We start from the raw sequence: 16,378 nt of genomic DNA, 5'->3' as shown, positions 1-16,378 counted from the left end.
TTATTTAATTCGCTTTTTTTATGGCTTCTAAATTTTCCATAGCACGGTTCTTAACCTTACTACTAATAGTATCTGCCATTTTAACAGCGATTTCTCCCAACTCAATTGCTTTTTCTTTCTCACCAATGGCGCTCAATATTTGTGCATAGGTCCCTACGGTGCCATAATTATCAGGATCTATTTTATAAGCCTTATCAATAATATAAGCAGCTTGTTTTAAAATGGCCATGTTTTTTTGATCTTCACGAGCGGCAGAGCGTGCAATAAACGCAATAGTTTCTGGGTCATCCTGCAAATAATTATCTAAATAATAATTCGTGGTATTGATAAATTCTTCAGCATTATCAGTATTTGCGTAATAGGAAGAATGTATAATTGCAACATCACGAGGTGTCTCAGACAATTTCTTTAAGGAATCCAATTGCTCAAAAAACAGCTTTTCATCTGTATTTTTAGAGGTACGGTATATATTTCTGGTCAGTGCTCGTTTGTATACTTTATTAACCACATTAATTCCAATCAAATCTATATAATGCTGTTTATTGTCATCTAAAAACTTGAAAAGCTTATGAGTATCATCATAAACAAAGGCCTCAATAAGTCGCCAACCCAAAACCGACTTCAGCCAACTATCATCAACGTTGGTAAGTAATTTGTCATAAACTTGATTTGTTTTTGAGTCTCTGATTTGGTTTAACGCCATCAAATAATCCAACATTTCTTCATTAGTCATAACACCCTCTTCATATTTTTCAGAAAGTGAGCCTAATGCTTTTGAAGGATCTATGGCATTCTTACCTTCGTTAATAAATTCTTCCGCACTCATTTTAGAGGTGGCTTTATGAACCAATTCTCCTTTACTATTGATAAAAAGATACGTTGGATAAGATTGGACACCGAATCTCTTGCCCAGTTTAGGACCTTCACCCTTTTCCATATCTATTTTAGCATTGATGAAAGATTTATTATAAAACTCATAAACATCTTGTTTCACAAAAATATTTTTATCCATCCACTTACAAGGGGCACACCAAGAAGTGTAACAATCAATGAAAATTAATTTATTTTCTTTAGCAGCCATGTCTAAAAGACTTTCAAAATTTGATTCCCGAAAATCAATTTCTCCGAAACTCTCTATTTTTTCATTTACTTCAGACGGCTTATCCTTACATGAGAATAACGCTAAACTTAAAATTACTAATACGATTACATTTTTCATTAGTAGTCAGGGTTTTGAACAATTTGGCCATTGGACAAGTCGACAGATTGCATAGGTATTGGTAAAATAAGTTTTGAATCTGATGAAATGGTTTTAAAATTACTGATATCAAGATCTCCTTCTTTATGGAACCGCACCAAATCAAACCAATCTTCACCACTTTCAGCACCCAATTCATAAATCTTTTCGTTACGAATAATCTCTATGAGTTCAGATTTATCGGTAGTCGTAACCAGCGGGTTTTCACTACGTTCCCTAATCTCATTAAGAGCATCTAATGCGGCATCTACATCATCATTACCTCTTAAAACTGCTTCGGCATAAATTAAATAGACTTCGTCTAAACGAAGGAAATACTCTGTATCAGCGGTTAAAGGAACCCCATTATAGGTAGAGTTATTAAACTTTGCGTTCCGTGCAGCTCCTGAAGTGGTGTAAGCGATTGCAGCGTCCTTTCTCGCATCACCATCCATAAAGTCAACATAATAATCTGAAGGCAAATAATAAGCTCGAAATATAAATGCCTTATTATTACGGTCATTTTGATTATCAAAAGGTGTTTGAAAGAGTACCTCTTTAGTGTCAATGATTTTTTTTATAAAAATATCGGCAAAAGTATCTTCAAGTGTTCTTTGCTCTAAATCTATTACTTCTAAAGCTGCTTGTGCGGCTTGTACATATTCTTTTTTATACAATAACACCTTACTCTTTAATCCTTTCGCAAATATTTTTGAGGTGTAAAATGTATCTGAAAAGTCAGGCGCATTTTGAATGGCATATTCCAAATCGGCCAAAATCAAGTCATATACTTCTGACACTGTAGCTCGTGGCTGAACTGTAGCATCTTTAATTGGCTGTTCTTTCAAGACGATACCATATTCAGAATTGATATCATAAAATTGTCCCCAAAGACGCAACAAATAAAAATGAGACAAGGCCCTCAAAGCTCTTGCTTCTCCAATGATTTCTTTTTTTCTTGTTTCATCAGCCTCTAGTAACTCCGTTTTAGTGATTACATGATTAGCATTATTGATCAAAAAATACATTTTAGCATAAATAATTTCTGCATAAAAATTATCAGGAGACACATCGTTATTAAAAAACGCATGTTCAGAACTTCCAGCAAACGACCCAGGTTTCATGGTAACACCCATCAAGGAAGTCAATCCAGGAGCGTATCCTGTAAACTCTAGACTCTTTAGAATTCCATATGTACCATATAAAACGGTTTGAGCTTGATCTAAATTTGTAATCACCTTGTCTTCAGAAACCTGGTATACTGGCTCTACATCTGTAACATCTGTTAAGTTACAGGAGGTGTTAACTAAAAGCGCTAAGACGAGAATAGCGTATGTATATATTTTAAATAGTTTCATAATATTATAAGTTTAAGTTTAATCCTAATGTAAAAGTTCTAACGGATGGATAGCTTGCGCTGTCATACCCTTGGCTGAAATTACTGGCAGCGTTATAGTTTACCTCTGGGTCTAAGCCGCTGTATTTTGTAATTACAAATACATTGCTTGCCGATAAAGAGACACTAGCACGTTGTATAAATAACTTTTTTAATATATCTGGATTAAATTTATAAGTGATATTTAAGTTTTTCAATTTAATAAAGGAGGCATCTTCAATGAAAAAATCAGAATCTCTTCTATTGTTGTTTGGATCGCCAGAAACTAATCGAGGTATATCCACATTCGGATTTTGTGATGTCCATGCCCCAAGAATTTCCTTAGAATAATTGTTATTGTAATTACTAAAGATCAACAGATCCTTCTTATTGCTGTTGTACAAATAATTACCAACACTATAATTAAATAAGGCTGAGACTTCAAAATTCCCAAATCTGAAGATGTTATTGAATCCACCAAAGAAGTCTGGTTCTGCGTTTCCAATAATATCTCTATCATCTCCACCTATATAACCGTCATTATTAACATCAACATACATAAAATCTCCAGGAGCTGTATTATTTGATTGATAAACACCATTAGGAGATGCGGCATTTAGTGCGTCTATTTCTTCTTGGTTCTGAAAAATTTTAGCTACTCTATACCCTTCGAAATAACTAATAGATTCTCCTTCAATCAAATTCCTGTAATAACCTCCATTCAATTTTAACACTTTACTCTTAATGGTGGTCATATTAAACTCAGAAGTCCATTGAAATCTCTCTGTAGCAATAACATCCACGCCAATCTGAAATTCAAAACCTTTATTCAAGAAATCTCCAATATTCGAATATTGGCTTGTTCCTCCTGTTTCGAGAATGACATCTCGCAGTAAAATCTGATCGGAAGTATTTTTATTAAAGTAACCAACGCTACCATTGATTCTTCTATCCCACATTGAGAAATCCAAAGCGATATCCAATTGGTCAGTGGTTTCCCATTTAATGTCTGGATTAGGAATGGTATTGGATATAACCCCATTGTTGTTATTGTAATAACTTCCCGCTTCAAAGAATGTTGCATACTGAAAATCTGAAAAATTGGCAGATCCCGTTTTCCCATAAGACGTTCTTAATTTTAAATCATCTATAAAATCGACATTGAAAAATTTCTCCTTAGAAATTCGCCATGCTATAGCTCCCGATGGGAAATAGCCCCACTGGTTTTTAGGTCCAAACTTTGTTGAATTATCTGCTCTTCCTGTGAATGTTAGGTAATATTTATTATCAAAGTTATAATTAGCTCTTAAAAAGTAGGAAGCCAGTCCGCTAATAGTCCCACCACTAGTTAAGTTCAAACTAGATGCTGCTCCAGGCGTCACCATCACATCATCATCAGGAAAATCGGTGGCTCTTATACTCGTATATTCACTACTATTTTCTGTGAAAGAAACTCCTGCCACAGTATTGATATCATGTCTGTTAAAAGATTTACTAAAAGTCAAAGTATTATCCCAGATTCTTGAAGAGTAACCAGAGTTTGATTGATTTAAAGTCCCTTTTCTGTTATTTCTTAACTCAAATGGATCATAACTTGGCGTATATCTAAAGCTTTCATTATCTCCCTTTGTGTAAGAATAAGTGGACTTGAACTGTAATCCTTTAGTAAGTTCATATTCAGCAAACAAGGAAAGGATCAAATTTTTACTATCTACATAAGATGGATACCTCACTTTAGCGTAAGGGTTAGACTGAAAGTTGGCGGGATCATTTGCATAACTGCCATCTTCTTCAAAAATTGGAATGTCCGGTCTATATTTTATGATTTGGTAATAAAATGTGGTATTACTTCCTTTATTATTGGAGTCACTATAGTTAAAATTGACGCCTACTCTTAACTTATCAGATAAACTCGTTTCAAGTTTTGCTCTTAAATTGTTCCTTTTGTAATTGGTGCCGTATATAACACCCTTCTGGTCTGTAACGCCTGCCGAAAGGGAATAAAGTGAAGATCCATTAAGTGACCCTCCATTAGCGTTTAAATAATAGTTAGTATTAATTGCTGTTTGATCTGTTTGCTCTTGCCAGTTGGTATTCACTTCTCTACCAAATGGATAAAGCTCATCATCATTAGGAATTGTCGCTCCTGCATTTCCATATGCCTCTTCAACAACGCTATGATATTGGTTCGCATCAAGCATGGAATAATCATTGGTAAAGCTTGATATGGATGTGGTAGAACTTAAACTAATATTTGGGACCGAAGAATAACTTCCCTTTTTAGTAGTTATGATAACTACTCCATTAGCACCTCTTGATCCATATATAGCGGTTGCGGATGCGTCTTTTAAAATATCAATACTCTCAATATCCATCGGGTTGATCGATGAAAGTGGCGACAAAGTACTTGAGAAATTTTGAGCATAAAAATCGTTGCCCTGCCCTTGACCAATTTCCATTGGTAAACCGTCAATAACATACAAAGGTTCGTTGTTACCAAAAACTGAAGTTATACCACGAATTCTTATAGAGGCATTTGACCCAGGTGCTCCTGACGCAGTTACTACATGAACTCCAGAAGCCCTCCCGACCAATGCGTTATCAACACTTATTGGATTAGTTTTATTCATTTCAGCAACATTAACTTTAGTAACTGAACCCGTAATATCACTTCGCTTTTGAGAACCGTAACCTACTAAAACAACCTCTTCCAAAGACTCAGAATCTACCGTAAGAACTATATTTATTATTAAATCATCTCCAACTGGAATTTCAACTGGCATCATGCCAACGTAGCTAAACTTTAAAACCTCTCCTTTTGAGGCCTTTATTGAGTACCTCCCATCTATGTCAGTGGCGACACCATTAGCGGATCCCTTAACCAACACTGTAACACCACCCAAGGGCATACCGTTTTCATCCTTGACCTGACCAGTTACAACAGACTGTTGTTTTTTCTTTTTGATAATAATCTCATTGGTTCCAGTTAGGATAACTTCATAATTGTTGTTTCCTAAACTAAGTTCAAGAAGTTTATTTGCTGTAATTACTCCTTTTTCCAAAGTAACCTTAGGCGCATTCTTAAACATATCCTCCTGATATATAAATGTATATTGGGTTTGCGTCCTTATCAGGTCAAAAACTTGGTCAATGGACAATACTTTATTCTGGTCAATACTAATTTTAGCATCCTGTGATAAAATTGTCGTTGATGTCAAACTAAATACTGAAGTACAAAATAAAAGGATAAATGTTTTCATGATACATTTTAGAATAGCTTTCCGAGGATAGAAAAGCGTGTTGGTAAACTTAATTTCCATAAATTTGTGTTTTAGTTAGTTAAATTTTTAATTAATTAAATACTCAAAAGGGATTAAGTGCATTACTGTGAGAGGTCGTGACTTGTCCCTTTATTTTTTTACTCGATAGTTACTTTCATATTTTCTATTTTGAATTGATTTATAAATCCAGTATTTTGAATGGTTGTAAGAATCTTTTCAAGATCCTGATGTTTACTCAAGACACCGTTAAATTTTATATTTTTTGTCTCTCTATCCTTAAATGTAACTTCAACATCATACCATCTTGATAACACTGTCATGATATCTTTTAAGGCTAAATTCTTGAAACTGAACATTCCATTTATCCATGAAGTTTCACCGTAAACATCAACTGATGAAACCACCAAAGTGCTATCCATTTCATTTAACACAGCTTGCTGTCCTGGTTTAAGCTTCAATCCCTCTTGATTTTCAGCAGCTACCATAACCATGCCTTCTACCAATGTCGTATAAGTCAAGTCTTCATCTCGATAAGCTTTAACATTAAATTCAGTCCCGAGTACTTCAACATGCTGTCCTTTGGAAGCGACACTAAATGTTGAACCATTATGAAGTTTACTTGGTGATACATCAAAGTAAGCCTCGCCATAAACTAACTCAACATTGCGAGGCTGTCCTTTAATAAAACTTACAGGGTATTTTAACTGTGTTTCTGAATTTAACCAAACTTGAGTGCCATCAGATAGTTTCACGAAAAACTGACCACCTCTAGGAATTGTCAAATAATTGTATGTTATTTTGCTTTCAACATTTTCTTGCTCATCACCTTCATATATCACACTTTCACCGTCGCTACGTACATTATCATCATCATAGTTCTTACCCTTCTCCAAAGCAATTACAGTACCATCTTCCAGTGTCAATATAGCTTTATCGGTACCAATCTTTATAGCCTCCTCGGAAACAATTTTGGATTGTGTTTCAATTTCAACTTTATCAAATTGGTTAAAGAATCCAATAGCCAAAAAGACAAGAACAGATGCCGCAATAGCATATGCCAAATACGATTTAAACGGATAGGTGTTTCTGTTTGAAGTTTTGTCCTCAATTTGGGTGAGGATATCTTTCCAAATTTTGTCTTGACTCTTCTTAACATCCTGTAGATTGTTGTCAGATCGAACGGTATACCCATCTTGATAGGAGTCAAGAAAAGTTTCTAATAATTCTAATTCTTCAGGAGAACATTGATTATTTATATATTTATCAAAAAGCTCTTTCGCTTGTTTTAAATTCATTGAAATAAAAATTAAAATCGATTGATTTATTATATGTACCCAAATGAACACATTGGTACACGTCAGATATTGGATTTTATCGTAAAAAAATATAAAATCACCCTTATGCAACTGATTACAAGCGCTTTAATCCATAAAAAAAAAAAAAAAAACAAGTTTAGAAGTGGTGCTTAAAGAATACTATGAAAAAGAAGAATAGTTCTTCTCTATGAAGATTCGTCCTAATTGTGATTAAGGCTTTGGAGATTTGATTTTTTACGGCCTGAATGGATACATTCAAGGTTTCAGCTATCTCCTTATTAGATTTGTGATCATAGCGACTCAATTCAAATATTTCCTTACAACGCGGCGGTAATTGATTAACAACATCTTTAATGGCAGACTCTAATTCGTCATATTCCATTTTTTTTGCAGCATTCATGGAGACATCAACAATATTTAGACGAGTTAAATCCTCATTTGAAAACTTATGATCTCTGAAATAATTAAACACCTGAAATTTAACGGCGCGGAAGAGATAAGCCTCTACATTTTGAATAGAATTGGACTTTCTTTTTGACCAGAAATCGATAAAAATATTCTGCACCAAGTCTTCACAAACATCTCTCTTTTTCAATATATTCAAGGCATACACAAGCATCTTGCTAGCGTGTCTCTGATAGAGCTCTTCAAAAGCTTTTATATCATCAACAGCTATTCGTTTCAACAGTTCATGATTGGTATAGGACGTAAACATGTTTTTGAACAAAGGATAGAGGCCTAAAAGTATAAAAAATAATCAAAACCGAAGAAAATAAGCTAAAAAAGACCAAGGCTTTCACTATTTAATTCAAAGACAAACTACCCGCTAGTTGCTTCAAGGTGATTTCAGACAGTTTAGCCTGGTAAATGGCGTTGCTCAAACGCAAGGTGGCTTGGATATAATTGAGTTGTGCTGTTCTGAATTCTATAGTTGGGATAGTTCCTATTTTATATTTCGCTAAAGTGATATCAAGATTTTCTTTAGCAATATTTTCATTCTTGGTCTCAAGTTCAATCAGGCTCAAATTGGTCTGGTAGGTTTGGAATGCGGTATGTAATTGCGTTTTTATAGTCTGTGTCAGCCGTGCAATGGCAATGGTTGAATTTTCAATTTGAAGCTTCGCTATTTTTTCATTTCTATTTTGATTGGAGCCGTTAAAAATATCGATACTGGCAGAAAATCCGTAGTTCCAGCCATGCGCATTATTTTTTGTGGTGAAACCCAAACTTGATTCTGAATCGCTGAAATTATAACCTGTATTGGCTGAAATTCTGGGATAGCGATTGCCCTTAACCTGTTTGAGTTCCAATTCAGAAATTCGTTTATTGATCAATTGTGCCTGCAATTCCGGATTTTGGGTCGTTGCCAAATCTTCCAATTCAGAAAGTTGCAAGTCACTCGCTATTAGAACCTCATCCCTCACCTTAAATTTGGTTTCTGGGTCTCGTCCCATCAATTCGTTCAACCTAATTTTTGTATTCGCATAAGCTTCACTTTGCCGAATATACAGTGTTTTATCTGTATTGAGATCCACCTGTGCATTTAACACTTCCAGCTTAGAAGCCTTTCCAATATTAAATCGGTTATCGGCAAGTTCTAAGCGCTGTCGTGAGATTACCAGAGTACTGTCTAAAGCGGTCAATTGCTGCTGGTGCTGGACCAAATCATAATAAGTAACCATCACATCACTTACCCGATTCAATAAAGTACTTTGCAATTCTGCTTTTCCTAATTTTTCAAGTTCTTTCAGTTGGTCATAACGTGCAAACATGCCAAAGCCATCAAAAATAGTCCAGTCCAGTCCAACGCCATAATTAAGACTGTTATTTTTGGCATTATCCAATTCAATGACATCACCATTTGAACGTGTTTGCGAAATATTTTGTGTACTGTTATTAGTAGTGGCCTGGGCAAACACCCGCGGGAGCATTCCAGCAAATCCGGGACTGACACCAAGAGAATCTGTTATCAAATTGTTTTTTGCCAACCGTATCTCATAGTTATTATCCAAGGTAATTTCAATGGCTTCTTCGAGCGTCAACAATTCTTGAGCTTTCGCTGGTATGGCAACCAATCCCATTCCTATAGCGAGATGTATAGACCAGAGCTTAAACCTTTTCATAACTATCAATTTTATCAAATTCTGGATGGTGTTTTTTCTCTCGGGACCACATCATATAAATGGCAGGGATGACGAACAAGGTTAAAACAAGTGAAAACATGGTCCCTCCAATAATCACTACGCCCATCCCGATACGACTTGTAGATGCTGCACCCAGGGACAATGCAATTGGCAAGGCTCCAAGGGCAATGGTTAAACTGGTCATTAAAATAGGTCGCAATCGCGCTTCAGAAGCTGTTAGGATGGCTTTGTGTTTTTCAATCCCTTCGTCTCGAAGTTGATTGGCAAATTCCACAATCAAGATCCCGTTTTTCGTCACCAACCCAATTAACATAATGGTTCCAATCTGGCTAAAGATATTCCAAGTCTGTCCAAATAACCATAACGAAAATAGAGCTCCCGCAACAGCCATTGGCACGGTTAAGATGATCACAAACGGATCTATAAAACTTTCAAATTGAGCTGCAAGAATCAAAAATATGAGCAATAATGCCAACCCGAAAGCAAATAGGGTGTTGGAGCTGCTTTCGACAAAATCACGGGATTCACCACCTAAATCGGTCGTAAAAGAATCATCCAAAACTTTCGCCCTTATAGATTCCATGGCTTCAATACCGTCACCAATACTCATTCCCGGAGCTAAACTTGCCGATACTGTGGCCGACATATATCGGTTATTATGATATAGCTGTGGTGGACTACTATGCTCGGCAGTGGTCACCAAATTATCCATTTGAATCAATTCGCCCTTATCGTTTTTAACAAACATCGACTTTAAGTCCATTGGTTTATTACGATCTTTTTTATCAAATTGCCCAATCACCTGATACTGCTTCCCATTCATCATGAAATATCCAAAACGCTGCCCACTTAAAGACAATTGCAAGGTCTGAGCAACATCCAGAACGGACACTCCCAAACTTTTTGCCTTTTCGCGATCAATGGTAACGTAGATTTCAGGTTTATTGAATTTCAGATTCACATCCGTATTGGCAAAAACAGGATTGACCTCTGCTTCTTCCATAAACTCAGGAATCTTTTCTTTTAGCTTTTCAAAATTTGGTGCTTGAATGATATATTGGATAGGCATTCCTCCCCTTCTATTGACGGCAATAGTTGGTGTTTCGGAAACACTTGAACGCGCATTTTCAAAGTTTCGGGTCCATCGGGTCAAATTCTCAGCGATTTCCTTTTGCGAACGATCGCGCTCACTCGGATCTACCAAGGAAATGATGGCTCGGCCACTATTTACTGAAGACGATCCCCAACCTGGAGAAGTGATGATCAAACTTACCTTTTTTTCTGGAATGGAATCATTGATAAGATCGGTCATTTCATTCATAAACCGATCCATATAATCATAAGAGGCGCCCTCTGGAGCGGTAACACTGACCCGTAAGTAGCTCCTATCATCATAAGGTGCGGTTTCTTTTTGAAGTAGGCTATAGAACAAGCCAATCATCACAATACAAATTGCCAAAATAGGAAAACTCCACCATTTGTTTTTCATGAATTTCCCTAAGGTACTTGCATAAACGGCATTCATCTTCACGAAGTAACGCTCCGTGAAATTGTAAAACCTGGAACGCTTTTGCTTACCTGGTTTTATCATATAGGCATTCAACATTGGTGTTAATGATAGGGACACAAAGGCCGAAATCATTACTGCGGCACCAATGACTACACCAAACTCTCTAAATAAGCGACCCACAAATCCTTCCAAGAAAATAACCGGGAGGAATACTGCGGCCAAGGTTACCGAAATGGAAATTACGGCAAAGAAAATCTCGTTGGACCCTTTGATGGCAGCTTCAATGGGCGACATGCCTTCTTCAATCTTTTTATAGATATTTTCGGTGACCACAATACCGTCATCCACCACCAATCCCGTTGCGAGAACAATTGCAAGAAGCGTTAAAACGTTGATGGAAAATCCGAGCATCCACATGATAAAGAATGTGGAAATTAAAGAAACGGGTATATCAATAAGCGGACGAAGTGCCATGGACCAGTTTCTAAAAAAGAAATAAATAACCAAGATTACTAAAACAATGGAAATAGCCAAGGTCTCTACCACCTCGGTAATGGCACGTTTTACAAAAAGCGTATTGTCTATAACAACGTTCAGTTTAAAATCTTCCGGAAGATCTTCCTTAAGTTTCTCAAACTCCTCATAAAAATCATCGGCAATGGCTACATAGTTTGCTCCAGGTTGTGGCACGATTGCCAAGGCAACCATAGGCTGCCCAGAATCGCTCAACTTGGTTTCCATATTTTCCGCTTCCAAGGTGGCATTACCCACGTCACTGAATCGGACCACTTTTCCACCTTCCGATGTAATTATGATATCATTGAATTCTTCTTCGGTAGAAAGGTTTCCAATCGTCTTTACGGTCAATTCAGTATTGGCTCCAGTGAGTTTTCCGGAAGGCAATTCGACATTTTGAGACAATAAGGCTTGTCTCACTTCAGAAACTGTCACGCCATAAGACGCCAATTTAATCGGGTCAATCCATAGCCGCATCGCATAACGGCGCTGTCCCCAAATTTGCACGCTACTGACTCCGGGAATGGTCTGTAAACGTTGCGCCAGAACATTGTCAGCATAGTCTGTCAGCTCTAAAATGTTCCGGTTATCACTCTGAACGGTCATAGAAATGATGGCCTGCGAGTCGGCATCAGCTTTTGAAACCACCGGTGCTGCGTCAATATCCTGAGGCAAACTCCTGATGGCTTGAGAAACCTTGTCGCGAACGTCATTGGCAGCTTCCTCAAGGTCTTTGTCGAGATTAAATTCAATACTAATCCTACTGCTCCCTTGATTACTAGAAGAGGTTATATTTCTAATACCATCAATCCCGTTAATGGATTTCTCGAGTGGCTCTGTAATTTGGGATTCGATAATATCAGCATTGGCACCCGCATAACTGGTGCTGACCGATATCTGTGCAGGGTCAATAGATGGAAACTCTCGGACACCAAGATAGGTAAAGCCAATAATACCGAAGAGCATGATGACCAAATTCATCACAATGGCCAGTACGGGACGTTTAATACTTAAGGTGGATAAACTCATCTGTTAGCTAATTCTTTAAATTGACTTGAACAGGAGTTCCATTTCTGAGTGACATGACCCCAGAAGTTAAAATGGTATCCCCTTCCTTAATTCCAGATAGTACGCGCACAGATTTATCTGTTCTAACGCCCGTTTCAACCTCTACTTCTTTGGCTTTTCCGTTTTCTACCACAAATATCTTTTTTCCGTTCTGTATAGGAATCAGTGCTTCTGTTGGGACAAGTAAAGCATCATCGACTGTTGTAAGAGGTAAGGTCACATTGGAAAAGGTACCTGGGTACAATTTACCTTCCTTGTTTTCGGCGATAGCTCTCATTTTCAAAGTTCTTGTGGCAATATCAACCTGTGGTTCTATGGCGTATATTTTGGCCGTGTGTTCTTCTTTGGAATTGGATGTTGTAAATGTCAAGACAGTGCCCACTTCCATTCGGGAAACATACTTTTCGGGTACGGCAAAGGTGAGTTTTAATTGACTTGTATTGACCAAATTGGCAATTGGCGTTGTAGGTGTTACGTAGGTTCCTTTTGAAATGGAGCGTAAACCGATAGTTCCTGAAAAGGGTGCACGGACGGTTGTTTTTGACAGTTGCGCCGCAATCAAATCGGATTGAGCCCTTGCAGATTCAAAATCGGCGTTGGACACATCAAACTCCTCCTGACTTATGGCTTGTTTCTCTAATAAAAGTTTGGCTCTTCTTTGATTTTCAGAAGCCAACTGTTGCGCCGTTTTCACTTGCGATAGTTGGGCACGAAGTTCAATGTCATTGACTTTAAACAGAACTTGTCCTTTTGAAACTTTTTTCCCTTCTTGAAAATTGATGCTTTCTACAATTCCGGAAATTTCACTTCGTATTTCAATTTCCTCATTGGCTTCCAAGGTGCCGGATAGTGTGAGATTTTCAGCAAATTTCTCAGCTTTGAGGACTTGACCTTCCACGCCCATAATGTTAGCTGTCGCTTGTGCCTTTTTAGGACTACTGGCTTTTGAATTGGCACTTATTCTATAAGCGATTAATGCGATTAGTCCACAAATAATAATCGTGAGAATAATGTATCTTTTTTTCATTAAAAGATGGGTTATGTTAGTTGACGCTAGTTCATGGTTTCACAAATCTAATTTTTTAAATCAACAAGTGGTAAAACATCGGTTATTTTAACAAATTTTAAGGAAATTGTTGGAAAGTAAAGTTTTAATTGAGAATTCTAACCTTTACTATCCCACAAAAATTGTTACAACTTTCCTTAGGATTTGCCTATATGCTTTAAGTAACTTTGCCTGCTTAAAAAAAATCTTTAATAAATCTACCATGAACTTTAGATTTCTGATTCTACTTTTAGTTTTTTCTCTTCAAATAAAAGCTCAAGAAATACAAGAGAGCCCTGAAAATCTTGACGAGATTGTTATTTCAGCACAGCGAATAGAAATTCCGTTTTCAAAAGATTCTCGAACTATAGAAATCATAACGACAGCCGATATTGAAAAAAGTCCTGCCACATCCTTGGCCAAGCTTTTACAAGAAGTAGCAGGTTTGGATATCAGACAACGCGGCACCAATGGCATGCAAGCTGACTTATATATCAGAGGTGGTGGTTTTGATCAAACACTTCTCCTGATTGATGGTATCAAGATGGACGATGCACAAACGGGACATCATATCTTAAATGCAGCCTTACCTCTGGAAATCATTGAACGTGTAGAAATTATTAAAGGGCCAGCAGCACGAGTTTACGGTCAGAATGCATTTACGGGTGCGGTGAATATCATTACGAAGAAAAAAAGTCCTGATCAATTGTCCGTTGCATTGAGAGGTGGTTCGTACGAACAGTTGGGCGCCGCAGTTACCGCCAGCAGCAATTTTGACAACTCAAATCACTTAATGCATTATTCTAAAAACGTCTCTGAAGGCTATCGCTATAACACCGATTATGACACACAAAACTACCTACTTAAGAGCGCATTCAACACTCATAACAGGCCTATTGAAGTTTTAGCCACATTTACGGATAGAAAATTTGGAGCCAACGGATTTTATGCCACACCATCGGCAACCGATCAATACGAAGAAACGCAAACCAGTCTTGTAGGAATCACCACAAGATATAAAAAGAATAACTTCACCATTACGCCACAAGTTTATTGGAGGCGCAATCAAGATTTGTATTTATATGACCGTCAAAATCCAACCGGTTATAGAAATCTGCATATTTCAAATAAAGTTGGCGCACAAGTAAATGGATCCTATCATTCCAATATTGGAATTACAGGCTTCGGGGTCAATTTTGAAAAAGTCTTTATATCTAGCAATAATTTAGGTAACCATTCCCGAACCATAACAACCTTGTTTTTGGAACAACGTTTTAAACTTTTGAATGATCGTGTCGATTTAACTCCTGGAGTTGCCATGTCTTACTATTCAGATTTTAAATTTCATGCCTTCCCCGGTATTGATGCAGGAATGCAGATTACGAATAACCTTCGTGCTTATGCCAATATTGGCTATACCTATAGAATCCCGACCTATACTGATTTGTACTACAGCGACCCCACCACTTTAGGCAATGATCAACTAAAACCTGAAGAGGCCATTGCGGAAGAATTTGGATTAAAATATAGAAAATCAAACGTTAATTTGACGCTTAGTTTGTTCAATAGGGATTCGAAAAACCTAATAGACTTCATCAAAACCACCGAGGATGAACCTTTTAAGGCCACCAATATCAGAAGCCTCAACACAAAAGGCTTTGAGACTTCCATCGATTATAGATTTTCGATGTTGAACTTTGATCAGAAAATCAATTTTGGCTACACCTTTATTGAGGATAAAATAAAGGAACTGGATCTTCCATACTCCAGATATGCCATCAACTCTTTGAAACATCAATTTATCGCGAATTTCAGATCACAACTGATCAAGAATTTTTCACAAACGATTCTCTATAAATACGCAGTTCGTAACGCGGGAGATGAATATGGCGTAATGGATATCTCATTAAACTATCAAAAAAACAATTTTGATATTTCGTTGTCGGCTAATAATATTTTCAATGCCGAATACACGGAAACTAATTTAGTGCCAATGCCAAAAGGAAATCTTCTGTTTGGGGTAGCTTATAAATTCGATTAGTATATTATCCCATCGGTGTAAAACCTTCCCGCTTAATATTAGAAATTAATGAAGTTAAAATTAGGTCTTAAACTATCATAATCGCCCCCGAAATACACAAGAGCAGCATCAATGATCTTTTAAATAATTTTTCATCAATCTTTGTAAACGTCCGTTTCCCCAAAAACTGAGCAAGTAGAAATATAGGAAAGACAAATAATGCCGTTTTTAAGTGATTGAGATTTAATATACCACTTACTGCTAAAGCTGGGACACGAGTGATCGTCACCAGTCCTAATACTCCTATCATTGTGGCTCGAAACACTTTAATATTATGAGCGGTGTTTTCAACGCAAATTACATACAACGGCCCACCAGTTAAGAATACACCTGAAAAAAATCCGCCCATCACCCCAAATCCAATAACTCCACTCTTATTAAGTTTTATTTTCGTTTTTCCAAAAGAGACATAGACGACGTAGAGTAAGATAAAGACTCCCAACCCTCTTTTTAAAATGATGGGTTTTGCATAGCTAAGCACTACAATCCCTAAAACGACACCTATAACTGAGGTTAATGCCAACTGTAAAATAATTTTCCTATCAATATTCTGCCATTCCTTTATGATTAGAAAAACACTCGAAAACAGATAAAAAATGGAAATAAAAGCAATTGCATCGGGGAGTTCCATTTTGAAAAGCAAAATAGGAAGCGCCATTAAAGACCCAGCAAACCCGACAACAGTCTGCACATAAAAACCCACGAATATTCCAATTGCGAGAATAATAAAAACTTCTAATGACATCTTAAAACCATCTTATTAAACAAGATAAAATTACAAGATAAGCGGTCAATACATAAATAGA

Annotated in this window: 10 protein-coding genes; 1 reads left to right on the top strand and 9 read right to left on the bottom strand. The window is 36.9% G+C overall.

Going from position 1 to position 16,378, the window contains the following annotated elements; translation table 11 throughout:
• Positions 1 to 4: 4 nt before the first annotated feature.
• The 8 genes from H3Z82_RS09225 to H3Z82_RS09190 form a co-directional block, all read right to left on the bottom strand.
• Complete coding sequence (locus H3Z82_RS09225) at positions 5 to 1,219, bottom strand: thioredoxin fold domain-containing protein (protein WP_182205215.1); 1,215 nt, start codon at positions 1,217 to 1,219, stop codon at positions 5 to 7.
• Positions 1,219 to 2,595: a RagB/SusD family nutrient uptake outer membrane protein gene (locus tag H3Z82_RS09220; RefSeq protein WP_182205214.1), complete on the bottom strand. Its 1,377-nt coding sequence runs from the start codon at positions 2,593 to 2,595 to the stop codon at positions 1,219 to 1,221. The genes H3Z82_RS09225 and H3Z82_RS09220 overlap by 1 nt, the downstream gene beginning before the upstream one ends.
• A 4-nt stretch (positions 2,596 to 2,599) precedes the next feature.
• Positions 2,600 to 5,932, bottom strand: a complete 3,333-nt coding sequence (locus H3Z82_RS09215; RefSeq protein WP_182205213.1) for a SusC/RagA family TonB-linked outer membrane protein — start codon at positions 5,930 to 5,932, stop codon at positions 2,600 to 2,602.
• Between the two features lie 98 nt (positions 5,933 to 6,030).
• The gene (locus tag H3Z82_RS09210) at positions 6,031 to 7,188 is read right to left on the bottom strand and encodes a FecR family protein (RefSeq protein ID WP_182205212.1); all 1,158 of its coding nucleotides are present in this window, start codon (positions 7,186 to 7,188) and stop codon (positions 6,031 to 6,033) included.
• 157 nt (positions 7,189 to 7,345) lie between these two features.
• Positions 7,346 to 7,924 carry an RNA polymerase sigma-70 factor gene (locus H3Z82_RS09205; RefSeq protein WP_182205211.1) on the bottom strand — a complete coding sequence of 193 codons (579 nt, stop codon included), beginning with the start codon at positions 7,922 to 7,924 and terminating at the stop codon, positions 7,346 to 7,348.
• Between the two features lie 88 nt (positions 7,925 to 8,012).
• On the bottom strand, positions 8,013 to 9,332 hold the full coding sequence (locus H3Z82_RS09200; protein ID WP_317172442.1) for a TolC family protein: 1,320 nt from the start codon (positions 9,330 to 9,332) through the stop codon (positions 8,013 to 8,015).
• Positions 9,319 to 12,408, bottom strand: coding sequence for an efflux RND transporter permease subunit (locus tag H3Z82_RS09195; protein WP_182205210.1), 3,090 nt, complete (start codon positions 12,406 to 12,408; stop codon positions 9,319 to 9,321). The genes H3Z82_RS09200 and H3Z82_RS09195 overlap by 14 nt, the downstream gene beginning before the upstream one ends.
• A 7-nt stretch (positions 12,409 to 12,415) precedes the next feature.
• Positions 12,416 to 13,474, bottom strand: coding sequence for an efflux RND transporter periplasmic adaptor subunit (locus tag H3Z82_RS09190; RefSeq protein WP_182205209.1), 1,059 nt, complete (start codon positions 13,472 to 13,474; stop codon positions 12,416 to 12,418).
• A gap of 241 nt (positions 13,475 to 13,715) precedes the next feature.
• On the opposite strand from H3Z82_RS09190, the gene H3Z82_RS09185 reads away from it, so the two are divergent.
• Positions 13,716 to 15,533, top strand: a complete 1,818-nt coding sequence (locus H3Z82_RS09185) for a TonB-dependent receptor plug domain-containing protein (protein ID WP_182205208.1) — start codon at positions 13,716 to 13,718, stop codon at positions 15,531 to 15,533.
• Between the two features lie 67 nt (positions 15,534 to 15,600).
• On the opposite strand, the gene H3Z82_RS09180 is transcribed toward H3Z82_RS09185, so the two are convergent.
• Positions 15,601 to 16,317 carry a sulfite exporter TauE/SafE family protein gene (locus H3Z82_RS09180; RefSeq protein ID WP_182205207.1) on the bottom strand — a complete coding sequence of 239 codons (717 nt, stop codon included), beginning with the start codon at positions 16,315 to 16,317 and terminating at the stop codon, positions 15,601 to 15,603.
• Positions 16,318 to 16,378: the final 61 nt, after the last annotated feature.

This window comes from Gelidibacter maritimus, assembly GCF_014062315.1.
In the GTDB taxonomy this organism is placed as follows: Bacteria; Bacteroidota; Bacteroidia; order Flavobacteriales; family Flavobacteriaceae; genus Gelidibacter; species Gelidibacter maritimus.
Note: the sequence above shows the minus strand (reverse complement) of the source record. Positions and strands in the feature narration are given on the sequence as shown.

Excerpts from the sequence above, each read along its gene's own strand:
- H3Z82_RS09215 (WP_182205213.1), bottom strand. The coding sequence starts at position 5,932 with ATGGAAATTAAGTTTACCAACACGCTTTTCTATCCTCGGAAAGCTATT.
- H3Z82_RS09220 (WP_182205214.1), bottom strand. The coding sequence starts at position 2,595 with ATGAAACTATTTAAAATATATACATACGCTATTCTCGTCTTAGCGCTT.
- H3Z82_RS09210 (WP_182205212.1), bottom strand. The coding sequence starts at position 7,188 with ATGAATTTAAAACAAGCGAAAGAGCTTTTTGATAAATATATAAATAAT.
- H3Z82_RS09190 (WP_182205209.1), bottom strand. The coding sequence starts at position 13,474 with ATGAAAAAAAGATACATTATTCTCACGATTATTATTTGTGGACTAATC.
- H3Z82_RS09180 (WP_182205207.1), bottom strand. The coding sequence starts at position 16,317 with ATGTCATTAGAAGTTTTTATTATTCTCGCAATTGGAATATTCGTGGGT.
- H3Z82_RS09205 (WP_182205211.1), bottom strand. The coding sequence starts at position 7,924 with ATGTTTACGTCCTATACCAATCATGAACTGTTGAAACGAATAGCTGTT.
- H3Z82_RS09225 (WP_182205215.1), bottom strand. The coding sequence starts at position 1,219 with ATGAAAAATGTAATCGTATTAGTAATTTTAAGTTTAGCGTTATTCTCA.
- H3Z82_RS09185 (WP_182205208.1), top strand. The coding sequence starts at position 13,716 with ATGAACTTTAGATTTCTGATTCTACTTTTAGTTTTTTCTCTTCAAATA.
- H3Z82_RS09200 (WP_317172442.1), bottom strand. The coding sequence starts at position 9,332 with ATGAAAAGGTTTAAGCTCTGGTCTATACATCTCGCTATAGGAATGGGA.
- H3Z82_RS09195 (WP_182205210.1), bottom strand. The coding sequence starts at position 12,408 with ATGAGTTTATCCACCTTAAGTATTAAACGTCCCGTACTGGCCATTGTG.